We start from the raw sequence: 24908 nt of genomic DNA, 5'->3' as shown, positions 1-24908 counted from the left end.
GGGCCGAATTTCCGATGCCCGACACGAATGCCGGACACCGGGGGAGGTATAATTACGCGATGTCGCGCCGTGCGAAGGACATCGAACGGAATTGCGACTTGTAGGGGCTTTCACCCATCTTGCGCACTTTGCCGACACCCATCTTGTAGTTGTAGTTGCCGCTGATCCAGTCGACGACACGGCCAGACAGCGCATTCGCTGGCTGCGACGTGTGAAGGAAGTCCATGTAACCCATGTTATTCTTCACAGCGGGTGTCACCATGGCCACGGCTGTAATCGAGGCTTTTGTCAGCTCGATATGGCCGTTCTCCATCAGCTTGGCGAAGTCGAAATCATCGCCCTCTACGCCCACGATCGTGTCTTTCTGAACCGGGATACGATCCGAAAAGACCTGCACATAGTCGCCGCTTTCAATGCCGTGTTTTTCAGCAAAGTCGGGATGGATTTCGATCCAGTTTTCCGGCCAGCGCTGCACGATATAGGGGCGACGACGGTCGTCATATCCAGACTGCCAACGTTCGTTGATGCGGCCCGACGTGATCCAGATTTCACCATCATCTTCGTGCGGCTTGAGCCATTCCCAATAGGACGAGAACAGATCCCACGGCGCTTTCTGGATGTTGCACTTACCGGTTTGGGTGTTGAAATGCGTCAACTTCTTGTTGAACATATTCTTACCCGTAGGCCCGGTATCTGGCAGCGTACGTGTGGTGTCGTGCAAGCGTTTGGTACCTTGCAGCGATCCATCTTCCAGCATCAAAACAGGGCCCTGAATACCGGTTGTTCCGAACTCGCCCAGTTTCTCGTGCAGGGTTTTGCCTTCGCGTTTTGCAGCCACAAGAACCATGTTGAAGTCCTTGCGTGATCCGCGCGAATGACGTGCGCCCTCTTCGATCACATCGTTCGAGTTCTGCCAGTCGAAACCTTCGTAACCCATCTTCTTCGACAGCTCTGCGATGATCCACCAGTCTGGCTTCGCTTCTCCGGGCGCGTCGTAGAATTTCGGGTAAACGCGCAGACGCCGTTCGCCGTTCGCGCGGGTGAAAGTGTCTTCGCCCCAACCAGAGGCCGGGAAAACGATATCGGCATAACGTGCGCCAATCGGATCAACCAGATAGATGTCCTGGTTCCAAACCACGGTGCCGCCACTGTCAGCACGCGCTTTCAGCGTGTCGATAATCTCTTGCTTGTCGAAAGACATAACCTGATGCGGGTTGCGCACAGTTTGCTCTTCGAACTTGGCTTGCAGAGACTGCGATCCACACATGGCCTGCACCCAAGTGGTGCCGATCACATGCGCAAGGCGCGTATGGCCCGCCATGAAGTAGCGGTCGCAATCCATTGCGCGGCGACGACGGCCCGGAAGCTTCTCAGGCGACTTGTTGCGGGGATAACCTCCGCCACGTAGACCACCACGCTGGTGACCACCAGCGCGACCAATAACCTGACCCGGGCGTCCGCCAGCACCAACAGTAATACCCAAAGCCGAAATCGCTTGAGTGTTGCCAGTGTTGTTGGACCAATAGAAGCCCTTTTCGATCATGATCGAAGTTTTCGGACGGCTGCCATCCTCTTTTGGTTTCGCCATCCATTCCGCAGCAGTGTAGATCTTCTCGACGTCAATCTGAGCGATCTCGGCAGCTTTTGCAGGCTCGGCATAATCCTGTGCCATCAGCCATTCGACCCAATCGTCAAAGCCGTCTGTCTGGAATTTTCCCCAAGTTGTGCGCCACTGCCATGGGGTGTTGCGCGTACCCTGGCCGAAGCCCGAGCTGCTTTCCCACTTGTTGTTGACCCACTTTTCGATCCACTCTTTGTCCTGCCAACCGTTTTCAACGATGACACGGGCAATCGCCAGTACGACTGGAAGGTCGGTGCCGGGCTGAATGTCCAAAACCAGACCGCCATTGGCTTCGGCGAATGCCGTACCGGATGACCGGCGCGGGATCATGAAGATTGCCTTCTGTCCGTTCTGGATCGCCGGCATGATGTAGTCGGTGAACAAGATCGTCTTGGTTTCGTATGGATCTGTGCCGCACATTAGAAGGGTGTCAGCAGACCCCCAATCCTCGTACGCCGGGCCAAAGTTGTCGAAACCCGCATCCCGGAATCCAGGGGTCGAGGTCACGTCAGACGGTGTGTCGTGGAATGTGAAGTTTGCGGTACGGACATTGCCAAGCGCGTATTTCGTGATGGCATATGTATTTTCCATATAGCCATACGAGAAGGTTTTGACGCCGTAAGCATTGGTGCCGTGCTTCTCAAGCACGTGCTTGCCAACTTCGGCTGCAATTTCCAACGCAAAGTCCCAAGTCACAGGCATCAACACGCCGAACATGCGGATCATCGGAGATTTCAAACGATCACGCGTTGGGGTTTGCGGATTGTAAACTTTCTGCGCAAGCGCACCGCCTCGGATCGAGCTATTCCCCAGCGGGTTCACCTCTTCCGCGTCTTTGTCAGGGATGATGACCACATGATGTGGTTCGCCCTTATGCAGCACAATGTTGTGCTGGTTCGGAGCAACCCAAGCACCCAATGGGTTCACAGGGAAGTCTTCACCAAAGGCGTTTTGATCGGCGGTTGGACCGCCGTTCTTTCCGCCACGAACTGGCCAGCGATAGACTTTGTAACCGCACGCAACAATGCAATAATCGCACGCTGTGGGGATTACCTCGGCATCAACCGGCGGCAGGGGGATGGATTCTTCGGGGACATAATATGGTGTGGACATGATGGTTCCTCCTCAACCCTGAAGATTGTCGTAACGGCCGTAAATCAGGCCAAACATGCCGACGGCGTAAATGTCGTCGCCATCTACTTCCAAAAGCACCTGAGGAAGCGATTGATAAGCCTGCCCGGCGATGAAAATACCGTGGCGTGTCAGATCAAACGTGGTCAGGTGAAGCGGGCATGGCCCAAGCGCCTTGTCAGCTGCCTTGTAGGTGCCTTGAAGCGGCCCACCCTGGTGGGTGCAGGTGTAGTTGAACGCAACCACGTCCTGTTCCGGACCAATGCCACCGCCTGCTTTGGTGCCCAGTTTCACCAAGATGCTTTCCGCATACTGGCCTTCATCCGGGTATTCGAACGACATCGGCTCGTCGGTTTTCAACTCGCTGAGTTTACCGATCAGCTTGCGCTCGTATGTCGACACCACAGCGGGCGTTTCAGCCTCGGACATGCCGGGGATGCCAACCATCACAACCGTGGTGGTCAGGCCCGAGGACAGCAGGAACTGTCGGCGGTTCATCAGGCATTTTCGGGTGCCTGCTTTCTGGGCTTCGCCGTTTTCGCCATTGATGGCGGCGGCGATTTTCGGATCAAGATCATTCATATCTTTCGTCCTTCCTTAGTTCGCGGCCACGGGCAGCGGTTGCATGGTGGGAAGCTCGGGTTCATCGATCAGGATTTCGTCACCGGACAGACTTTCAAGGAAGGCAACCAGATCGGCCTTTTCCTCGTCCGAAAGACCCAGGGGTTGGATCAGATCAGTCTTGTTCGCGGCGAATTCGTTTTCGCCACCACCCTGATTGTAGAACTCAACCACATCGGCGAGTGTTTCGATCATGCCGTTGTGCATGTAGGGGAAGGTGTATTTCGTGTAGCGAAGGCTTGGCACACGAAACTTGCCTTTGTCCGACTTCTCTTTCGTGCGGAAATACAGCCCCGGATCGTCCTTGGTGGATCGATACATCTCTTCGGTTGAGCCTTTGGCGAACAGTTCAAAACGGAACGTGATCTGAGCGATCTCATCGTCTTCCCAGCCCGAATAGGGCGGCACGCCTAGGTTATAGTAGGCCTCGTTGGTCAACATCGGACCCGAGTGGCACTGAATACAGCCTGCTTTACCGGCAAACAGCTCCAACCCACGCACCTGGCTTTCGCTCAGCGCCGCGTCGTCTCCGCGCATGTAGTTGTCAAACGGCGTGTCGGTCTGGTTGACCGTGCGCTCAAATGCAGCGATCGCGTCATAGGCGTGGCGGATGTTCGGCCAGTCATCGCCAAATACGTCGTTGAAGCGTTCACGGTATTCGGGAACGAAGGCCAGACGGCTTTCCATCATGTCGTCTTCGCCATTCCCGGCAACACCGCCACGTGCAGCAGACCGCGCTTGGTGTTCAAGCGACCCGGATGAGCCTGCCCAGAACAGTTTGCCGTAATGGGCCGAGTTCACGATTGTTTGTGAATTGCGCCAGTGTGTTGTGCCGGGATAGCCAAAGCTGATCGGTGCCTGAATGGCCCAACCTGCATCGGGTAGGTGACATGCCGAACAGGGCATTGCGTTGTTACCTGACAGAATGGGGTCGAAGAAAAGCATCTTGCCCAGTTCGACCTTCGCATCAGATTGCGGGTTTGACGCCGGGATCGGCGCATCACCAAGTGGGGCCAGCGCGTCAGGGCGTGGCATATCAGCTAGCGCAGGTGTTGCCACCATGGTCAGGCCAACGAGGATTGCGGTTGTGTGTTTCATGATCCGTCTCCTCAATTTGTCGTGTTGCGCCAGTCTTCGATCACTGCGTAATCGAAGTCGTCTTCGCGCCAGACATATGCGTCGATATCGAAGCTTTCGCCTGACATAGCCCTGAGATATTCGACCAAATCGGTCTTCTCTTCAGCGCTTAGATTAAGCGGCATCAAGCGTTCGTCTTTGTTGACGTCGTCACCGCCGCCGGCATCGTAAAAGTCCACGACTTCTTCAAGCGTTCCCATCGTGCCGTTGTGCATATAGGGCGCTGTGTAAGTCAGCTCTCGCAGGGTGGGCGTCAGGAAACTGCGCTTGGTGCCATCGGTATGGGTGCGAATGTATGCGCCCAGATCTTCACGCAAGTTCATGTAGTTCTCGATCCCCATGAACTTGGCGTAAGTCACGAAAGCCGAATGGCGTTCAGGATCGGCCCAGATATCAGGGTTGTTCGGGACACCAGTCACGTGCGGCTGGTCATCTGTGTAGCGCGGGCCGGAATGGCACGACGCACAATTGCCTTTGCCTTCAAATACAGTCTGGCCACGTGTTGCGGCCTCGCTCAGCTCGCCGGTGTCAACAGGTGCGCCGCGCGAGACGATGGTCTTCATGAAGTCCATCAGCGCGTTGCGTGCACCGCCGTTTGACGGCTCAGACATGCCGGCGGCCGCGAACATCTCGACGTAGATGGGATCTTGCTTCATGCGTTCCTGCATGATGCGCATATCCATGTTCATCAGGTAGGTCTCGGTGATCATCTCACGCGCAACGTCGTTCAAATTGGTGCCAAGGCGCCCGTCATGCATCCAAGCCGCGCGATAGCCAACGTTGGCAAGAGTCGGACTGTTGCGAAAATGCATGGCGCCGGTGTAGGCCGCTGACAGCGCTTCGCCATCAGTGAACGCTTTGTCCGGCGCATGGCAAGACGCACAAGCCAGATTGGTGTCGCCTGACAAGCGTGTGTCATAGAACATGCGCTTGCCCAGCTCGGCACGCGCAGCATTCACATCCATCGGCTGGATAGGAACGCTGTCTTGAGCCATGGCTGCGGTGCCCGCAAGCAATGCCCCCATGACGGTGAGAGTTCGGATCATCTTGACCTCCTGTCCGGTCGGTTTGCGTCGAAGCAAAGCGACCATTGCAAAGTGACAAGAGCGTGAAGTTTCGCTGGCTGATGCATCTTCCGCTCTTGCTCGCGCCCCGAACATTTAATTTTCGGGCTTTTCTCAGCAAGAAGCCTAGACCGGAAGCGTGCGACAAGTGTTGCGCGCAGAGTGACGGAGTATTCTAAAGTGTGACGGTTTGTGACGGGCGGTTTGATTCAGGATTTCTGTGCATCCAACGCCGCCCTGATCTTGAAGGCCAAATGTGTCGGATCAACCGGTTTTGCCAAGATGTCAGGTGTAAGACCGACCACGGTGATCGCCGATGGCGCGTACCCTGTGCAAATGATGACGGGCATATCTGGCCGCATTTCACGCACCTTGTTGGCCAACGCCTCGCCGCTAATCTCTGGCATGACCATGTCCGTAACCAACAGGTCAACGCGCCCCGGTTCAGCGGCAATTTTTTCTGCTGCAACCACTGAGGACGTATAGGCCTCGACCCGATATCCCAGCCGCATAAGGAAGCGTCGCCACGTCGCCGCAATTTCGGTTTCATCATCAACGATCATGATCCGCTCTCGACCGCGTGGAACGGGTTCATCGCCGATCTTTGAACCAATTGCCTCGTCGGCGTGGGTCGCAGGCAGGTATATAAAGAAACTGGCACCTTCACCGGGGGCGCTATCCACTTCAATCCGCCCACCCATTTCCTCTATCAGTCCCGCGACGACGACCAACCCAAGCCCTGAGCCCTTGCCCAAAGGTTTGGTCGTAAAGAATGGATCGAAAAGGCGCGCACGCGTTTCCGCAGACATGCCCGGTCCGTCGTCGGTGATGGTCAGACACACCCATCCGTCCTTCCGATTGGTTAGCCCTTCGGGTATTTCATCGACACGCCGCGCAGAGATACCAATCCGACCTTCGTCCGCACCAATGGCTTCTGCTGCATTGCGGGTCAGGTTCATGACGATCTGATGCAGGTGGGTGTGGTCTGCCATAACCATTACGCGATCTGTCGCATCGCAGGTGCTGATCTGCAAAGTCGGTGGCAGAGATGCGCGTAGCAACCGCGAAACTTCGTGAACAACACCGCAGATGTTGACCGGTTGTGGTTGTCCCGGTTCCCTTCGGGCAAAGGTCAACAAACCTCGCACCAGGCTTTGCGCGCGCTTCGCTGCTATCTCGATCTGTTCGATCTCGCCCGCGATATCACTGCCTTCAGGGGCATCCAGCGCTGCCAAATGCGCCGCTCCAACAATTGTGGTCAGAACATTGTTGAAATCATGCGCAATACCGCCGGCCAACAAGCCAACGGCCTCAAGCTTCTGCGCACGGGCTACTTGCTCTCGTGCTTCGCGGCGTTCGGTGATGTCCTCTCCGATACCTATGTAGTTCTGGACAGTTCCGTCGGGTCCGATCAGCGGCAGAATCCGAGTGTCAGCCCAATAGGTCGAGCCATCCCGTTTTCGGTTTCGAAAAACACCCTGCCATTCTTTCCCCGCCGCCAGGGCCGTGCGAAGTTCGCCGTAGCGATCATTGTTTGTATCACCAGATTGAAGAAGCTTGGGTGTCCGCCCTTTAACCTCTTGCTCGCTCCAACCCGTAAGGTCGCGAAAGCGTTTGTTTGCATAAAGTATTTGTGCGGACGTATCTGTGATGATGATAGTGGCCGGGCTTTGCTCGACCACACTTGCCAGCCGCTTTTCATTCGCTTCAGCATCGCGTCGTGCTGTAAGCTCTCCTGACAACTGATGCAGCGTCAGCCCCATATCTCGAAACATCACATACAGCATGAACCCAATGGTTGTTGCCGCCAATACCAAGGCAACAATCGAAACGAAACCAACCTCAATCAGAGCCTGTCCCTGACTGACGGCCGCAAAGATACGGCGGGTCGAGATATTTCGCGCATTGGTCCAGACCGCCTCCAGATCCGCAAGCGCAAGCTTGGCCGCACTGTCATCAATTCGCACCAACGCATCTATTTCCGCAATGCTTCTTCCTTCGTCAACACCACTACGCGCGACCGAGAAATTGCGCGCGTAATCATCGATCGTAGATCGGATCGTACGCAGGGCCTTTTGCTCTACTGCGTTATTACTTTGTTCCAGATACAGCTCTACAACTGCATCAAACTGACGAACTTGCTGTTCTGCCGCGACCAAATAAAGCTCGTCCTGTCTAAGCACATAGTTTTTGAAGTTGTGGATAATCCCGCCATAACCCAAATGCCCGCGGATCGAACTGATCCAAGCCCCTTTTTGTCCGACTTCACCGTTGTAACTGGCCCAGCTCGCTTCAACTTCGCGAAACTGTCGCCGTGTTTCCGTACCTAGAAACAGTCCCAACAGAACAGTGGTTACCAACAGGAAAACCGCTAGAAATCCGATCAAGTAGAACCGGTTTGAGGTCATCGTTTGTTCAGTCATGCGCGGGTACCTTGCGTCTTGAAGTCAGTCCAGCCATGTTAGCGCCAGCGAGATTTGGGGATATGAGATGGATCAAGCAATTCTCATTGTAGACGACGATATGCAGCTAACCTCGTTCTTGTCGAGGTTTCTGAAAAAGCATGGCTACAAGGTGCAAACCGCCAGTTCTGGTGCGCAAGCGCGCGCACTTTTCGATGCCGATAGCATCAAGTTGGTCGTGCTTGACCTAAACTTACCGGATGCGGATGGGTTTGATATTGCTAAAGAAATCCGCGCGCTTGCGCAAACGCCAATTGTGATGCTCACTGCTCGAGATGAAGTTTTTGATCGCATCGTCGGGTTGGAACTCGGAGCCGACGATTATCTGACGAAACCCTATGAACCACGTGAATTATTGGCCCGGATCAAAGCGGTCCTCAGGCGGATGGACGTCTCAAAAGAAGACCCGCCACAACTTGAAAATCACCGCGTTCTTTTCGCGGGGTTGGAATTTGACTTTCAGAAAAGGTCTCTGCACCGTACGTCTGACAACCATGCAATTGCGCTTACTGGAGCCGAGTTTGCCTTGCTAGGCACGCTCGTGAAGAACGCCGGGGAGCCCATAGGTCGCGATCGATTGATGTCAGAGTTATATGGAAATGCTGTCTCGATAACGGACCGAGCCGTGGACGCCCATATGTCGCGTCTGAGACGGAAGATTGACGACGCCAATGTCGAAACATCTCTCATAAGATCCGTTCGTGGGGAGGGCTATGTTTTGGCAGCGAAGGTGGAGTCGTTGTAACGCGCCTCTTGCTTTGCTACCGAGCTTTGGGTTGAACAGCAGCTGGAAGACAAACAAGCTGGCAAGTCTAACAAGATAAATCTTTCAAGGGTCAGCTTAGTAAGTACAGACCAACTGCTTTCCCATATCCCTGTAGATCTTTCCCCTTTCCCTACAAAATCCCGCACAACAGGGAAAACTGCTCCGCCAAAACAGCGCCAGTTAGACAAAGCGGGAAATGGTGGGAATACGCAATGCAAGACACGTCTATGTCGCAGCGTGACACCGGTAAGTCTCTGTAAATAAAAGGGAGAATCCACCCAAACAGGGCAAAAGAGAATTCTAGGAGGTGGATGGCGGAGCGGAAGGGATTCGAACCCTCGAGACGGTCTCCCGCCTACACACTTTCCAGGCGTGCGCCTTCGACCACTCGGCCACCGCTCCGCCGACGTTGTTATTCGGAAGTGCTGCAGGGTTCAAGCCGTGATTACAACTTTTATGGTGTTCTGTTTTCAACCAGTTGCAGGGCAATAGCGTGTAATGAGGAACGGACCTTAGGCATCCGATTAGTCGGCCAGATGAAGCGCTACGCGCCGGTTCATACGGCCCTTCTTTTCGACCTTTCCCAGCCGCACCTGACCAATTTCAGAACACCGCGCCACATGCGTTCCACCACATGGTTGAAGGTCCACCTGCTCGCCTTCAGTCCCGATCCGCACCAGACGCACCCTGCCCGCCCCTTTTGGTGGCTGCACAGACATTGTTTTGACCAATCCCGGGTTGGCTTCCAGCTCGGCATCCGTGATCCAACGTTCTGTGATTTCCAGATCGCGCGAAATCAGTGCGTTCAGCGCATCTTCTACCGCCTGCTTGTCCTCAAGAGGCTCTTCCATTGCAAAATCAAGGCGCGATTTCTCGGCTCCGATCTGACCGCCGGTGACCGGCAGAGGGATCACAACAGACAGCAGATGCAACGCCGTATGCATGCGCATGTGACGCAGTCGTAGATTCCAATCGAGCACTTGTGTCACTTCGGCCCCTACAGCAGGCAACACGCTGCCTTCCGCAGGCACCAGAACGATTTCACCAGCGTCGCCCTTAACCGTGGTTGCGATGTTCATTTCACCACCGGACCAAACAAGTCGACCTTGATCGCCGGGTTGCCCACCCCCGGTCGGATAGAACAAGCTTTTATCCAGCACGACGCCGCCGCGATCCGTGTGGGATAGGACGTTGCCAGCAGCCTCGGTTACATAGGCGTCTTGCAGAAAAAGCGGTTCACTCATCCCCTGTACCCTCGCCATCAGCTTTACCGTCATTCATGTCGTCGACTGTCATTGCATCCCGTCCAAGCGGGGCGCTTTCCCCAGGCGTTGACATCGCGGCGATGGATTTGCTTTGGGCAGACAGCGCCTCTGGATTTCGCAACCAGATGTCGCGCTGTGCAAATGGGATCTCAATCCCTTCTTCAACAAAGCGGCGGGCGATTTCGTGGTTGATCTCGCTTTTCACCGTCAGCATGAAATTGACATCCGACAAGATCGCCCGGATCTCAAAATCCAGACTGTCGGCGCCAAACCCTTGGAAAATAATGGCCGGAGATGGATCCACGGTGACCATTGGATGCGCCTCGGCAATTTCGCGCAGGATGGCTTCGACACGCCGGGTATCGGTTCCATAGGCAACGCCGACCGGAATGATGACGCGTCCAATTGAATTGCCACGGGTGTAGTTGGTGACAACCCCCGCCACCAAATCACTGTTGGGCAGGATCACATCGGACCGGTCGAAGGTTTCGATCCGAGTGGCACGCACCGAGATGTCGCGCACATAGCCCATCTCTCCGTTCACTTCGATCCAATCGCCCTCAGAAATCGGACGCTCGATCAAAAGGATGATGCCGGATACGAAATTCGACACGATGGTTTGAAGGCCAAAGCCGATCCCGACTGACAACGCACCAGCCACAATCGCGATTGAACTTAGATCAATCCCTGCCCCGGTAATCGCCACGATCGCCGCCAAAAAGATACCGACATAGCCGGTGCCTACGGCGATGGCATTCTGCCCACCCTTGTCCATCTTCGTTTTGGGCAGGATCGTGCCACGCAGCGTCGCCTGAATGGCGCGTGTCACTGCATATCCGACAGCAAAGATAACAGCGAAAATCATGAAGGCGTGGGGCGTAATACGTGTATCGCCCATCTGGAAACCGCCAAGGAAGGTTGTCCAAAGCTCGGACAAATCGGTCGACCGCGCGCCCCAAATCAACGCAAGCAACGGCAAAGCTGCAATCGTTAAACCGAAGGTGATCACCACAGGAAGCAGTGCTTCATCTGTGGCATCATCGTCTTTGCGCAACACCGTGGCATAAAGCGACTTGATGAAGTCATGTAAGATTACAAGGATGGCAAGAACAGCAAGCGTCAGTACGGTTGGGAAAAGCATGGCTTGAGCCAATGAAACATACCCAACTGCGGCCGCAACAGGTGCTGCAAACCCGACAATCTCGCAGATCCGACCGATCAACGACATCGTTCGTGTTCGGAAGGTGTTGCCTTCCGCTGCCTGAACACCCCCTAAGTGACGTCGCAACAGGCGGCCGAGTCTTACAAGCAATATGCCACCCGCAACTATCAATGGAAAAACCAAAACTGCCATCGTTGCATCGGAATAGCTGTCATGGCTGCCAATCGCGGTCAGGACGTTTCCAAGGCCCAACAGAACTCCAAGAAACATCACATCGATCCGCGCTTCGGCGCGCAGTGCAGGCGTCGGCAGGTGAATTGCCGAGTTGCCAGCGTCCTGCCCAAACAGGCGTGTTCCAATCCACAAGGCGACAAAGAAAAAGAAACCTGCATCAGGCAATGCATCAATAATGACCTGACCACGAAGCCCAAGCACGCCGGTCAAATGGATGGCCGCAAGTAGCGCGATCAATCCAATCATGGGCGCAATGACTTGCCCTAATGAAATTATGAATCCAACCACGCCGCGCGATGGCCCTTTGCGCAGTTTACGCAAGCGCCCCCCAAGCCGGATCAACCATATCCGAGAGCGCGCCAGAAGCACCAAGCCGAAGCCCAGCAATGTCACAGTCAAAGGAAGATCCGATTGGAAATCACGCCTTTGCGCATCACTGCCCCATGCGTTCTTAACTTCGGACAAAGCATCACCGAAAGTTTTCTTCAACTCGGAAAGAGCCCCTGGCCAAGCTGCTGGGTTGATCGGGGTAGGCCCCAGTTTCAACAACTGATCGGTTTGCCGCCCACGAAGCTCTGAGTCTATCTCTTCGATTAGAATTTCCGCACTGGCAAATGCCTCTTGTGCGTTTTTGACCGGGGCTTGCACTTCAGCAAGAGAGCTGGCCAGTTCTGTACGCCGTTGCGTCACAGCGGCATGTTCGCTGCCGGGGTCTTCCGGTTCGGGCCCCAAAGTGGCCAGCTGCGTCTTCAACGTATTGATACGGATTGAGTTTTCTTCCTGAGCAGACAAGAAAAGTCCGCGCCAGTCGGCGATCTCATCCCTAAGATCACTTAGCGCCTTGTCCGATGCGCGCCCAATCTCAAGCACCCGTTCGCCGCGTTCGGCCACGCGTGACCAAGCCAGGTAATCCGGCGTTCCATCATCACTTAGAATGTATGCTGGAGCGTCTTCAGTTGCCTCGGCATCCTGAGCATGTGTGGTCACAGGAACCATGAGACAGGCAACAAGCAAAAACGCCCTGAAAATCAGATGCGCAGATGCGAGATCCATGCGCAGGCCTATACGCTTTCGCAATCCATTAAGCATCAGCTGTCCTCAAAAACCTCGGGCATAAAGGCAGGGTCGCGATCTAACCAATCCGGAATGGGCAGACCCTTTTCACGCAGGAAAGCGGGATTGAACAATTTCGACTGATATCGCGTGCCATAATCGCAAAGCACGGTCACAATCGTGTGGCCCGGTCCCATTTCGCGCGCCATGCGCATCGCGCCGGCCACGTTGATCCCGGACGATCCGCCCAGACAAAGCCCTTCGTTGCGCAGCAGGTCATAGATCACGGGCAATGCCTCGTCGTCCGGCACCTGAAAGGCCATATCGGGCTTAAACCCTTCAAGGTTGGCGGTGATCCGCCCCTGCCCGATCCCTTCAGTGATCGAACCACCTTCGGCCTTCGCTTCGCCGGTTGCATACAGAGAATAGAGCCCCGACCCCATCGGATCGCTCAGGGCTACTTTCACACCTTTGGGCTGAAGCGCCATGCCGACACCCGCAAGCGTACCACCTGACCCAACTGCGCAGGTGAAACCATCCACGTTGCCGTCTGTTTGTGCCCAAATCTCAGGGCCGGTTCCTTCAATATGCGACTGACGGTTCGCAACATTGTCGAATTGGTTTGCCCAGATTGCACCTGATGGCGCTGTTTCGTTCAGCTTCTCGGCCAAACGACGCGAGTAGTGAACATAGTTGTTTGGGTTTTTGTAAGGAACTGCAGGCACTTGAACCAGTTCGGCCCCAGCCAAGCGGATCATATCCTTCTTCTCTTCGGACTGCGTTTCCGGGATCACGATCACGGTTTTGAAACCCATGGAAGCACCCACCAACGCAAGCCCGATACCGGTGTTCCCGGCCGTCCCTTCGACAATCGTGCCGCCCGGCTTCAACGCACCGCTGGCAACCGCATCACGGATGATAAACAGCGCAGCCCGGTCTTTGACGGACTGGCCCGGGTTCATAAACTCGGCCTTGCCAAGAATCTCACAGCCTGTCGCCTCGGAGGCAGCGTTCAGACGGATCAGGGGCGTGTTGCCCACCGTGGCTTCGAGATCGCGTTTGATGTCCATTTTTGAGCCCCTTGTCACGCATTGTTCCTATCATCTGTAGGACTTGGACATAGGTGGTTCAAGGGCTGAGCTTCACTAATGCGTGCGCAAACCCTGTCGATTTGCAGCCAACCAGTAAGCAGCAAGTATCAGCGGGCCGCAATTGGCCTCGCCCGAGGTGATAAGTTCCATCAAATGCTCAAACGAAATGACGTGGCTGCGGATGTCCTCGGATTCACTTTCAACACCGGCAATCCCCCCGGCAACATCTGACAAATCGCACAACGCGATGAAGGGATAGAAGTATTCGGTGCTGGCACCGGGACTGGGGTAATGCGCAGTCAACGGGATAAGGCGATCCAAGGCCAGGCGCGCTTCTTCCATCGCTTCCCTGCGCGCGCTGTCCTCGGGTGTTTCGCCACCGTCAATGCGCCCCGCAATGGGTTCCAGTAACCAAGGACGCACATCGCCGCGAATATGCGGACCCATACGGAATTGCTCGATCACCAATACGCGGTCGCGCACTGGATCGTATGGCAGCACAATGACGGCATCTCCGCCGACGAAGGCCGCACGATCAACGATGTTGCTCATTTCGCCCGAGTACTTACGGAAGGAGAGCTCTCGCTCTTCCATGGTGAAGTGATTGGCATAGGGACGGCGACGATCGTGAACTTCAATGTCCTGCGGTCCGTAATCCGCCCTTAAAGTTGCAGGCACTGGTTCAGAGCGGGCGCGCACACGGCTGGATGCACGGGTACGGATCATTGAAAAGCGTTGCGCGATCACCTCAGGCGATACCGTGCCGAACAAACCCATGACCTCTTTCGCGGCCTCAACCGTCATTTCGCCATACTGCTGTTCCCAGTCTGCCAGGTTCCAAGGCGCGACCGGGGTCCACAATCCGGGTGCTGGGAAGTAAACCTGCGTCGTAACTGACCTTGCACCACCGTCGATCTTGACCGAGACGTCCTTCAGCGCATAGTCAAATCCGCCTTCATAGAAGTTCAACCGGGCGACATCATCGTCCGACAAGTTTTCCACTAAAAGTCCGTTGACGTCACCTGGATATTCGCTTGAAGCAATCATGGGAAAGGGTTGATTTTTAACCCAATTCACACGGTGACCCTGAAGTTTCGCAGCATGAATGGTGCTGACACTGTCCGGACCAAGAACTATTTGCAACAGTGGGCGATGGCACAAAGTGCCGTAGAAAAACATGGACGTCACGACAATCCCTTTTCGCGTAGTGCCAGCAATTGGCGTGCTAACGCTCTACCCCCATTTTCGGGCGGCGTAAAATGCACATGTTGCCGCAATAAACCCCCCGAGAATAGCAGTGGCGGCGATTTCGGCGGTCGTGAATTCCAATATCATCTCGTACCCAATAGCGAAAATGTCCTGAAGCGCCTGAATCGGACCATCATAGCGGTTGCGCAATGAGTTACTGAGCATCTCGGAAAAGGCAAAAACGAAAAGCGTGCCAAAGACTTGCACGAAAATGGTTGTGCCAGCATTCGCACCGATCGAGCCAAGATCTTTGTCAGCCCGCGGCCCAAGGTAAAACCACCCAACAAATAACCCCACCGCTGCACAAGTTGGCGACAGGTATGACAGGTCCTGACCTTCTGGCATAAGGGGCTTAACCATTTCGGCACACAGCCATCCGATAACAGCCAATATGATAGCGGAAACCAGTTTTGCGGCTGTGGGCATGTGCTTCTCGGGCCTTTCGGGCTGTGCTATTGGTTCGTTCATCGTTACGAGCCGCTTATGGCCATATTATGACGAAAAATACAATATTCTAGCAGGTTTATCCATTACGCCGCGCTACGGTCAATTGTACCACATCACAGCTGCCTGAATGAAACGCGGCCGCGCAGGACGTTAGATAGAAATTCCACATCCGCCGAAACCTGTCATCAAAGCCCATGGTTGCGATCCGCCCCCAACTTCCATTGAAGCGTTCAAACCAGCGCCGCAACGTGACCGAGTAACTTTCACCGAATGTTATCTGATTCCGTGTATCCAGTCCTGCGCGCGCCACCTCGTCCTGCAAAACAGATTTCGACGGCAGCATCCCACCGGGAAATATATATTTCTGTATGAAATCAACGCCCTTACGATAGGCCGCAAAACGACGTTCGGCAATGGTAATGATCTGAAGCGTGGCTTTCGCCCCCGGTTTCAGGCATGACTTCACGGTCTCAAAATACGTAGGCCAGTATTTCTCGCCGACAGCTTCGAACATCTCAATCGAAGCGATCCCATCATATTGCCCGGTTTCGTCGCGATAGTCCTGAAGCTTGATCTCGACCAAATCAGACAGACCTGCGCGTCGCAGACGCTCAACCGCGAAATCATGTTGCTCCTGACTGATGGTCAGGCCCGTGACCCGGATTCCTTTTCGCGCTGCGTGTTCGGCGAAACCACCCCAGCCGCATCCGATCTCAAGCACATGGTCGCCGGGGCCAACACCCATTTCATCAATCATCGAGGCGTATTTTTCTTCCTGTGCCCTCTCAAGGCTTTCCTGCCCGGTGCGGAACAAGGCCGAGGAATACGTCATCGTATCATCAAGCCACATCCCATAAAAATCGTTCCCAAGATCGTAGTGATGCGAGATGTTTTTCTTGGCCTGTTTCTTTGTATTTGCTCGCATAACATGACGCAGACGCTCATAGGCGCGCAGGAAAATCTGACCAGGAAAGCCGTCATAGACCATGTCATTGTCGTCCTGAACAAGGTCCAGAAAGGTTTGAAGGTCAGGTGTCGTCCAGTCGCCTTCTATGTAGGCATCGCAAAATCCAAGATCGCCTTCCCGGATCAGACGCGAAAACACATCTGGATCGTGGACATGAAGCTCTGCCACATATCCCGGCTCTGGACCTTCCGCGCGAAAGCGACGCCCATCAGGCATCACAAAGTCCAAACGTCCTTTGTTCATGCGTTTCGCAACAGCAAAAACCTGTGTGAAATAGCGTGGCAGGTCATCTTGATTTATTGTGTCAGTAAGGATCATGTCGCCCCCCAGAAACACGTTCATATCTGATGAAAGGCTATGTCGACCTAGGCCGCGCTGGCAAGATGGCAGCTTTGCAGCTGCGGAAAACCGCTTTGCAGATGCAGTATTCTGAAGGGGGCTGCTGCGGTGAAACCAACGTCCCACCGCAGCAAAAAGGCTGTAATTGGATTGCGGATCAGAGCACCTGATCCATCGCCTCCATCAGCTTTGTGACTTCATCTGCCGAGGTATAGTGCGTGAAGCTGACACGCAAAACGCCGTGGTTCGGATCAACGCCCTGCGCTTCAAGCGCGCGGACGGCATAGAAATCACCACCGCCCGTCATGATCCCCAAAGGTGCCAGCTGCTCTGCCAGTTCACCCCCGGCATGTTCGGACACCAAAGCCACAGTCGGTGCCCTTTGCGCAGCTTGGTCCGGACCGATCAAACGCACCGAGTTTTTGGCAGACACATAATCCAGCAAAGGCTGCAAAAGCTTGACCTCATGGGCGCGCATCAGATCATGCGCCCCAGCTGCCAATTGGGCCGCATTGCCAGTGATCCCGTGATGTTTGGCCAGCGCCTCCATGTAATCCGCCATGCCGGCCGAAGCTGCGATCTGAGCATGATCCGGTCCCGCTGGCGTGAAACGTTTGTAAAGGCTGTCCGCGTTGAAATAGTGCCCCTGATTGGGAAGCGCTTCGCCCAGCGCGCGGCGGATCACCATAATTCCCTGATGCGGACCATAGGTCTTGTAGGCAGAAAACATATATATATCAGAACCTAAAGTGTCGACATTCACAAACCCATGTGGGGCATAGCTGACCCCGTCTACGCAGGTAAATGCCCCGGCGGCCCGTGCTTTTGCGCAAATCGCAGCGACGTCATTGATCTCGCCCACCACGTTTGAGCAATGGGGGAAGCAGACGAGTTTCACCTTCCCGTCGGCTAGCAATTTGTCCAGTGAAGCAATATCCAAATGGCCTGTATCAGGATCAATCTGCCACTCACGGACTTCAATACCTTCATCCGCAAGCCGTCGCCACGGGCCGGAATTTGCCTCGTGATCTTGATTGGTTACGACAATGGCCGACCCTTTGGGCAGATACTGACGGAAAGCTTGCGCCAAAACATAGGTATTTTGCGTGGTTGAGGGTCCGAAGGACAGCTCGTCCGTTTCAACCCCCATCATTGCGGCCAGACGCGTCCGGGCTTCGTCCATTTCCTCGCCCGCCAGACGGGATGCGTCATAGGGGCCATAAGGCTGAACTTTGCGCTGCGTGTAATAACGGTTCAGTCGATTGATCACTTGGGCACACGTATAAGATCCGCCTGCGTTCTCAAAAAACGCCTGCCCTTGTAGCGCGGGTTCCGAAAATGCCGGAAACTGCGCGCGCACCCAGTTGATGTCCAGTTCTGCCATGGTTGGCTCCTTCAGCTTGCGTTGAGGGGGATTCGAAACAGCCCCCTGATCTGGCAGGTCTTCCAGCCAGTCAGCAGGTGCTGACAGCCCCGGCGGGGCGGGACATCTTTTTGTGCAATGCACGGGCGAAGCGGTCAAGCAAATGCTTTAGCTGCGATGGGTGTGATGAAGGTCAGATAGCTCTGGATCATCCGGCCAGCGTTTGTACGCAGCGTCCAACAGGTCACCGGGGTGGTAATCCCCTTCGGCCATTGGATCGCTGCGAAGCACATCAAGCGCGAAGGGCTTCAACTCGTCGGCGCCGATATCCTGCGCGATCATGATGCGCAGGTCTTCGGTGGTAAACTGCCCAAGGGGTTTCTTACGCAGCGACGCACAGGTCGCCTCAAGATATGACGCGCAGCACGGCGTTCCCCAGTGCTGCCCGTCAATCTCTTCCAGCGTCTTGTTGGCGAGGGACGCTGTTGAGCGTCCCTCTTCTTTCTTAGGCATTCACATCCACCACGACACGACCTTTGACACCCCCTTTTAGGATATCAGCCCCAAGTCCGGGAAGGTCTTGCAGTGTCGCAGGCGTGATCATCGCCTCAAGCTTGTCCATCGGCAGGTCTTTGGCGATGCGCTGCCAAGCCCGCACGCGGTTGTCATAAGGCTGCATGACGCTATCGATGCCCAGAAGGTTCACACCGCGCAGAAGGAACGGGATGACTGTGGCAGGAAGCCCAGCGCCACCGGCAAGCCCCACGGCAGAGACCGATGCCCCGTATTTCATCTGCCCCAACACGCGCGCCAGCATATCGCCGCCCACAGCGTCTACACATCCAGCCCATGTTTCGGCTTCCAAAGGACGTTTCGTGGTCTCGTTCAGCTCTTCCCTTGCGACGATGGTGGTTGCGCCCAGTGATTTCAGATAATCCGCCTGATCAGGGCGACCTGTGACGGCAGCCACCTCATAGCCAAGGTTCGCAAGAATGGCCGTGGCGACCGAGCCAACACCACCTGCAGCCCCGGTGACCAGCACTGGACCTTGCCCCGGCTTCAAACCGTGATCTTCCAGCGCCATGACGGCCAGCATCGAGGTGAAGCCCGCTGTGCCCACGGCCATTGCTTGACGCGTTGTCAGGCCATCCGGTAAGGGCACCAACTTGTCCGCTGAGATACGCGCTTTCTGGGCGTATCCGCCCCATGTCGCCTCGCCCACGCGCCAGCCGGTCAACACGACCTTGTCACCGGGCTTGTAGCGGTCGTCGTCCGATGCCTCGACCGTGCCGGCATAATCGATCCCCGGCACGTGGGGATAGTTGCGCACAAGCCCGCCGCCTTTGGCCGACAGGCACAGCCCGTCTTTGTAGTTCACTGTCGAATACTCGACCGCAACAGTCACATTGCCTTCGGGCAGCGCGTCTTCACCGATCTCTTTGATCGCCGCAGACGCAAGCCCCTCGTCGTTTTGTTCCATTACCAGTGCTTTAAACATCGTCGTCTCCTCAAATCCAGAAAGTGTCATAAACGGTCGCCGCACGCGGCCCGTCTGGCGTCAGCACATCAAGCTCGGTGCCCGTGGCCCAATGGGTCATGCGCACCATGCCGATCGCGACACCGGTGTTAAAATCAGGGGAATTCGCGGCCGAGGTCACTTGCCCCACCTGTTGATCCCCAACCATAAGCGGCCAAGCCCGATCACAAGGAGGAACTGCACGCCCGTCTGCCGTGTGGATCTCAATCGCGCGCACCTGTTGCACTGGGCCTTCCTTGGCCACACGCAACAGCGCATCACGTCCGACACAGCCCAGTGCGCTTTGCGTGGAACAAAAACGTCCCAGCCCAGCCTCATGCGGAGTGTTGTCGCGGGTCATGTCATTTCCATAGCTCAGCAGTCCGCCTTCGACCCGTTCAATGCCATTCGGGCAACCGGCATGAACATCCATGTCTTTGCCAGCTTCCATCAAGGCATTCCAAAGCGGCATGGCGATGTCACTGCCGTCGACGTAGATCTCGAACCCGCCTTGCTTGGAGTAGCCAGAGCGCGCAACCACAAGGCTACGCCCCTGAAACTCCAGCTTCTTGTACCGGAAAAATCTGATGTCACGCACAGCATCGCCAAAGACCGCAGCGGCAAGATCATCTGCCTTGGGTCCTTGAATGGCCAGTGGTGACACGTCGGGTTCGTCCACCAGAACATCCAAACGGAAGCCGTAGACCAGCCCTTTCACCCAAAACAGCAGATCACTGTCCGCGATTGAAATCCAATAGCGGTTTTCATCCAGCCTGACAGCAACAGGGTCATTCAACATCCCACCGGTCTCATCAACCATGGGGACATAGAAACACTGACCGTCCTGCATTTTCGACAGGTCACGCGGGGTGAGCATCTGCATCAAACGACCAGCATCAGGGCCGCGTACTTCAACCTGTCGTTCGCACGACACGTCCCAGATCTGAACGGCGTCTTTCAGATGGCGGTAATCTTCTTCCACCGACCGAAAAACGGTCGGTAGAAGCATGTGGTTGTATACCGTGTAGCCCTTTACGCCTGCGGCTTCGACGCCCGCAGAGAAAGGGGTACGCCGCAAGCGGCGGGACGGAGATATCAAGGCCATGGGTCGCGCTCCCGTGGGGTCCTCCGGCCGCGTTAGCGACCGGGGCCTTTCCAATCGATTTGGCAGATTTCAGCGGACTTGCCGTCGAAATCCCAAACACGGCCAAACGCCCGCACTTTGGCCACATTGGCTTTGGCGACGGTGATGTCCGGGCCCATCCAGTAGTTGGTGTTGGTGATCACCTGATCGGCGCCGCCTTTACCTGGTACTGGTTCAACCTCGCCCTTGATGGCTTTGCCGACGATCAGGCGGCGTTTGTTGCCTTCAGTCTCGAACGTCACGGGCGCGCGTTCGGCACCAAGGAATTCGCTGACCAGCATTTTGAACAGACCGGTGGTGCCTTTGGCCGCCCCGGTGAAGATGTGGCACAAAGCTTCGAATGCAGCATCATTGGCGCGGTCGTCGATGTAAGCAGCCGCTTTCCAGTTGCCACGCCCCATTCGGCCGGGAATTTCCAGCAAAAGTCCGACGTTCAGACCCGACAGGTCCTCGCCGCCGTAGTTGCCTTCGTCAATGCGGATGCCCGCCCAACCCATACAGTAGCCCTCGGTCGGGGGGTGGTCGCCAAGGCTGACCACGCAGGGGCAAAAGACCGTGCAGTTACAGTTGAGGATGAGTTCCCCTTTGATGGCCCATTCGACCTGACCTATTTGCGATCCGTCCATGTTATCCTCCCTGGACAAGTGCCAAAGCCCCACCCGCAATCAGGGCCCAGCCCAAGGGGCGGGTCAGAAAGCGGCCAAGTTCCGGCAGTTTTTCAAAAATCATGATGAGTGTGGCGAGCCCCATGAAGGCGAGGTTCATAACCCCACCCACAAAGCCCAAAAGCATCAGCGCCCAGCAGCAGCCAAGGCAAATTGCGCCCAAGCGCAGGCCAAGGGCTGCGTCGTTCCAGCGTGTTTCACGCCAGTATTGCATAAAGAATGCCATCGGCTGACGGCATTGGTTCAGGCAGCTGTCCTTAAGGGATGAGAACTGATAGGCCCCTGCCCCAATCAACAGCATCCCGGTCAGCCACGGCGAGACGCTTTGGCCAAGCGGCGACAACAGCCCCGCCCGGAAAAGCACCAGTTGCCCAGCGGCGGCGATCGCGGCAAAACCCAACCAGATCACCAGATAGCCCGCGATCAGCTCAAGAAACCCGCGTTTGCTCCCCGCGCCCGAGGCAATCAGATCGTCATAGGTGGCAAAGGTGGGAAGCGCGGTTGGGGCCATCATTGCGGCGGACATCACGGCCCACATGGCAAAAAGCCCCAGAAACCCTGCCTTGTCAGGCTCGACCACGCAAAGCGAGCGCCAAAAGTCCGCGCCATAAATCCGCGACATTTCCAAGGCGTCCGGCGGCAAAGCCATCGCATAAAGCATCACCCACCCCACAAGGATCAAGCCAAAGAGCGCCAGCCAATGCGGCGCGCTCATCGTGCGAATCCTTGACGAAAGGGTCATGTTGCCTCCAATTTGCGAGTCGGAATGATAATGTCTGACAATTGCCGTTTGGGCAAGTAAATGTCTGACAATTGGGGAGTGACGCAGCGTGAAAACGGATCTGGACGAAACTCAGGACCTGTCAACACAGATCGCCGAGGCGATCCGCGACGCGATCATTTCCGGCGATCTGATCGTGGATCAACGCCTGCCGTCCGAGGCAGAACTTTGTGACAAGTTTGGCGTCGGGCGATCGACGGTGCGTGAGGCGCTGAAACGCTTGGCCGCCCAAAACCTGATCCGCACCCAGCGCGGGGCCTCTGGCGGGGCGTTTGTGAACCGGATGTCGTTTGAAGAAGCGTATGGCCAGCAGATCACAACCTCGACCCTGCTTCTATCGATGAACGAGGTCGACTTTGAGACCGCCTGCGAGGCGCGATACGCGCTGGAACGTTCCTGCGCGCCCCTGTCAGCCCAACGCCGCACCGCAGATCATCTTGCCACCATGCGCGCCGAGATCCATCGCCAAGGCCAGCCCGGCCTGACGGACGAAGCCTTCTGCGCCTCGGACGTGGCCTTCCACCGGGCATTGGTGGATGGGGCTGGAAACCCGGTGCTATCGTATCAGCTGGCTGGCGCGGTTGAGGCGATGCAGCCCCTGATGAACATGATCACCTACACGCAGAGGGATCGGGATCGGATCGTTGGGCTGCATACGCGGCTTGCGGATGCGATTGAGGGGCAGGATGGAGCTGGGGCTGAGAAAACACTGACGGAGCTAGCGGAGTATACGGTCGAGTTGGGGAGACGCAGAGCGTCGGAACGGTAAAAACATCAGATCACAAAGGGTTTTGACCCACGTTATTTTGATATGCAGCTCCCGAATGCTCAAATCAATCAAACCTGTAGAACGGTTTAGAGCCAATGATATTCAAAGAAACAGCAGCGCTTATCGGATTGGTGCTAATCGCGGTTCTCGGACACGACGTGGCAAACTACAACGGAGTTTGCCTTAAAGAACTGCGGAGACTTTCTGATGAAGAGCTAGTTTCCCTTTCGCAGCGCAATGCCTTTCGATCTTATCGGTCGAAAGTCGATTGGCAGTTAGTAAATCAGCGACTTGGAGAAAGCGCAGTTGTGCTATCCAATTTCGATGAGTTCATTTCCTTGAACTCGGATTGTTGTAGCGTGGTCCGCGAGGATCACAAAGTCTGGAGACCGGAACTCGAGATCCCATCAATGCCCCGACAAAAAGGGCGCGCTCGATATTGGGTATACAGCGAATACTCCCTACCAGATGGGAGCATGGATACCCGTCTAGATGTAATTTCAAACTGTGGGGAAATCCGCCCAAATTGGTGGTAAAGAACAGATCAAGAGGCCATCGTGGACGCAATCCCTCTTCAAGTCCTTACATATGCAATGTCCCCTCGGGGTATACGGACATAAACGCTCACGTATAAAGCAACCCACATCAAAAAAGGTTTGCGACTTTAAAGAAGACGAAACGATAGAAAGCCCGAACCAGAACCCCTTACCTGCGGTAGGTCACTTTGGTTGGCGCAATATAGGCTTGCCGCTCTTCTTCCGCGATGCCATCTGCGACACGGAAGATTTCTGTCTGTATGGAAGCCCCAACGAGCACCTGCAAAACAAACACAAAGGCTTGGTACATCGACAGTGCCAAGGAAAAAGGCACCGGTCCCAATGTCTCGGGAATGTCGCGCCCCCAAAAGATGAATACTGGAATGTTGGCTATTATCATCGCAACGAGGATGGCCAGGGTGACCAAAAACGACACAACAACCAACGGGCCGGCGATAGGCCCCGTTTTCATCAAAGCGTCGAAGAACCCGGTGCTGCTTTCGCTGACTGCAACATGGGGCAAAACATAACCAAGTCGATGCGCCAGATAGACCGTGATGTAGATCGACAAAGCACCTGCCATGATCAATCCAAGGGTTACTGTTTGGTTCTCGGAACTGAATGGATCATCACTGATTGCTTGGCTTGCTTGCCCCAATCCGTTGGCTCCACCCAATGCCATTGCAACAATGCTGCTGAAGACAAAAAACGTCATAAGTAGAACGACACTGGTGATCAGTGACAAGAGGAACCATTTAATAAGATAGGTGGAGTACACCGACGCCTGGGCGTTTTGTCGAAAGGGGTCCAGATTTTCGGCCAGCATATATCTATGCCACGGCACGGCCACGCCAGGTAAAACCAACCAGCTTACAATCCATGTGGCGATGGCCCAGATCGGCGTATTGCCCTCTGCGTACCAAACAAGCCCCCCCAGCAGGACGACCCAAGGAACGCAAATCATCAATGTTTTTCTAAAGTTCCGAAAAATCTCAGAAATCCCTGAAAAAAATAGGGAAAAGCCTGCAGAAATCATATTTTACCTATAATCGAATTTTTTCTTACTACCCTTTTCAATTAACCTACCCGAGCCTATATATGCAATGTCCCTTCGGGGACTATGGACATAAACGCGCTCGCAATAAGCGGATCGGACCCGGGGGCGGTACCCGGCGTCTCCACCAAACATCCTTCATTTGGGGATCATGGGGACGAAATAGGATCGACGGACGTCTAAAGGGGTTAGCTTTGTTTCGGTGAGTTACCACCGTTATCGGTACATTTAAGCTAGTTGCAAATGACAACAAAGCTCCGGCAATGGCTCTGGCTGCGTAAGCAGTTCGGGTCGCCGAAACTAAGTCCTTACGCCTAGCAGCGTTTGGCGGGGTTCGCAGGCACCTGGCAACAGAAGCCTGCACTTCCATTTCATCTGCGCTTCAAGACCTTGACCCCTGCCCCTTGGGTCTGGCACAACTTGCCTATGGGGTTCGCGTGACCACCCCGTGAGGCCACGGCTCAAGGTTCGC

The 24908-nt window shown here is 55.3% G+C and carries 20 protein-coding genes, 1 tRNA gene and 1 other RNA gene; 3 read left to right on the top strand and 19 right to left on the bottom strand.

What is annotated here, in order from left to right:
- Nucleotides 1–52: 52 nt before the first annotated feature.
- From AC0L6A_RS07840 to AC0L6A_RS07820, 5 genes are all read right to left on the bottom strand, one after another.
- On the bottom strand, nt 53–2734 hold the full coding sequence (locus AC0L6A_RS07840) for an arsenate reductase (azurin) large subunit (RefSeq protein WP_473293297.1): 2682 nt from the start codon (nt 2732–2734) through the stop codon (nt 53–55).
- A gap of 12 nt (nt 2735–2746) precedes the next feature.
- Entirely contained in the window at nt 2747–3334 is a 588-nt protein-coding gene (locus AC0L6A_RS07835; RefSeq protein WP_473293296.1) for an arsenate reductase (azurin) small subunit, read from the bottom strand.
- A 15-nt stretch (nt 3335–3349) separates the two neighbouring features.
- Nucleotides 3350–4471, bottom strand: coding sequence for a cytochrome-c peroxidase (locus tag AC0L6A_RS07830; RefSeq protein WP_473293294.1), 1122 nt, complete (start codon nt 4469–4471; stop codon nt 3350–3352).
- Nucleotides 4472–4482: 11 nt separating this feature from the next.
- Nucleotides 4483–5556: a cytochrome-c peroxidase gene (locus AC0L6A_RS07825; protein WP_473293293.1), complete on the bottom strand. Its 1074-nt coding sequence runs from the start codon at nt 5554–5556 to the stop codon at nt 4483–4485.
- A 227-nt stretch (nt 5557–5783) separates the two neighbouring features.
- The gene (locus AC0L6A_RS07820; RefSeq protein ID WP_473293292.1) at nt 5784–7997 is read right to left on the bottom strand and encodes a hybrid sensor histidine kinase/response regulator; all 2214 of its coding nucleotides are present in this window, start codon (nt 7995–7997) and stop codon (nt 5784–5786) included.
- Between the two features lie 67 nt (nt 7998–8064).
- Here AC0L6A_RS07820 and AC0L6A_RS07815 point away from each other — a divergent pair, with 67 nt between their 5' ends.
- A complete protein-coding gene (locus AC0L6A_RS07815; RefSeq protein WP_473293291.1) occupies nt 8065–8781 on the top strand; it encodes a response regulator in 717 nt (238 codons plus the stop codon).
- A gap of 333 nt (nt 8782–9114) precedes the next feature.
- Here the strand turns inward: AC0L6A_RS07815 and AC0L6A_RS07810 are convergent.
- The 13 genes from AC0L6A_RS07810 to AC0L6A_RS07750 form a co-directional block, all read right to left on the bottom strand.
- A tRNA-Ser gene (locus AC0L6A_RS07810) sits at nt 9115–9204 on the bottom strand.
- Nucleotides 9205–9326: 122 nt separating this feature from the next.
- Nucleotides 9327–10046 carry an alanyl-tRNA editing protein gene (locus AC0L6A_RS07805; RefSeq protein WP_473293290.1) on the bottom strand — a complete coding sequence of 240 codons (720 nt, stop codon included), beginning with the start codon at nt 10044–10046 and terminating at the stop codon, nt 9327–9329.
- On the bottom strand, nt 10039–12516 hold the full coding sequence (locus AC0L6A_RS07800) for a DUF3772 domain-containing protein (protein WP_473293288.1): 2478 nt from the start codon (nt 12514–12516) through the stop codon (nt 10039–10041). Before AC0L6A_RS07800 ends, AC0L6A_RS07805 begins: the two co-directional genes overlap by 8 nt.
- 35 nt (nt 12517–12551) lie before the next feature.
- Nucleotides 12552–13586 (bottom strand): cysteine synthase A, encoded by a 1035-nt coding sequence (locus AC0L6A_RS07795; protein ID WP_473293286.1) that lies wholly within the window; start codon nt 13584–13586, stop codon nt 12552–12554.
- Nucleotides 13587–13661: 75 nt separating this feature from the next.
- Nucleotides 13662–14786, bottom strand: a complete 1125-nt coding sequence (locus AC0L6A_RS07790; protein ID WP_473293421.1) for a gamma-glutamylcyclotransferase — start codon at nt 14784–14786, stop codon at nt 13662–13664.
- Between the two features lie 54 nt (nt 14787–14840).
- Entirely contained in the window at nt 14841–15323 is a 483-nt protein-coding gene (locus AC0L6A_RS07785; RefSeq protein ID WP_473293285.1) for a TrgA family protein, read from the bottom strand.
- A gap of 55 nt (nt 15324–15378) precedes the next feature.
- A complete protein-coding gene (locus AC0L6A_RS07780) occupies nt 15379–16587 on the bottom strand; it encodes a class I SAM-dependent methyltransferase (RefSeq protein WP_473293284.1) in 1209 nt (402 codons plus the stop codon).
- A 178-nt stretch (nt 16588–16765) separates the two neighbouring features.
- Nucleotides 16766–17992 carry an aminotransferase class V-fold PLP-dependent enzyme gene (locus tag AC0L6A_RS07775; RefSeq protein WP_473293282.1) on the bottom strand — a complete coding sequence of 409 codons (1227 nt, stop codon included), beginning with the start codon at nt 17990–17992 and terminating at the stop codon, nt 16766–16768.
- 147 nt (nt 17993–18139) lie between these two features.
- Complete coding sequence (locus tag AC0L6A_RS07770; protein ID WP_473293281.1) at nt 18140–18484, bottom strand: contact-dependent growth inhibition system immunity protein; 345 nt, start codon at nt 18482–18484, stop codon at nt 18140–18142.
- Nucleotides 18477–19469: an acryloyl-CoA reductase gene (acuI, locus tag AC0L6A_RS07765; RefSeq protein ID WP_473293280.1), complete on the bottom strand. Its 993-nt coding sequence runs from the start codon at nt 19467–19469 to the stop codon at nt 18477–18479. The genes AC0L6A_RS07770 and acuI overlap by 8 nt, the downstream gene beginning before the upstream one ends.
- A gap of 10 nt (nt 19470–19479) precedes the next feature.
- Nucleotides 19480–20592 carry a dimethylsulfoniopropionate demethylase gene (locus AC0L6A_RS07760; RefSeq protein ID WP_473293278.1) on the bottom strand — a complete coding sequence of 371 codons (1113 nt, stop codon included), beginning with the start codon at nt 20590–20592 and terminating at the stop codon, nt 19480–19482.
- 32 nt (nt 20593–20624) lie between these two features.
- Nucleotides 20625–21257 (bottom strand): DUF1326 domain-containing protein, encoded by a 633-nt coding sequence (locus AC0L6A_RS07755; protein WP_473293276.1) that lies wholly within the window; start codon nt 21255–21257, stop codon nt 20625–20627.
- Between the two features lies 1 nt (nt 21258).
- Nucleotides 21259–22011, bottom strand: coding sequence for a DUF2182 domain-containing protein (locus AC0L6A_RS07750; RefSeq protein ID WP_473293275.1), 753 nt, complete (start codon nt 22009–22011; stop codon nt 21259–21261).
- A 115-nt stretch (nt 22012–22126) separates the two neighbouring features.
- On the opposite strand from AC0L6A_RS07750, the gene AC0L6A_RS07745 reads away from it, so the two are divergent.
- Nucleotides 22127–22846 carry a FadR/GntR family transcriptional regulator gene (locus tag AC0L6A_RS07745; RefSeq protein WP_473293274.1) on the top strand — a complete coding sequence of 240 codons (720 nt, stop codon included), beginning with the start codon at nt 22127–22129 and terminating at the stop codon, nt 22844–22846.
- 705 nt (nt 22847–23551) lie between these two features.
- On the opposite strand, the gene AC0L6A_RS07740 is transcribed toward AC0L6A_RS07745, so the two are convergent.
- Nucleotides 23552–24418 (bottom strand): hypothetical protein, encoded by an 867-nt coding sequence (locus tag AC0L6A_RS07740; RefSeq protein WP_473293272.1) that lies wholly within the window; start codon nt 24416–24418, stop codon nt 23552–23554.
- A 30-nt stretch (nt 24419–24448) separates the two neighbouring features.
- Here AC0L6A_RS07740 and ssrA point away from each other — a divergent pair.
- Nucleotides 24449–24801, top strand: a transfer-messenger RNA (tmRNA) gene (gene ssrA, locus AC0L6A_RS07735).
- Nucleotides 24802–24908 lie beyond the last annotated feature (107 nt).

It is taken from the genome of Aliiroseovarius sp. D2-2, assembly GCF_055809455.1.
Note: the sequence above shows the minus strand (reverse complement) of the source record. Positions and strands in the feature narration are given on the sequence as shown.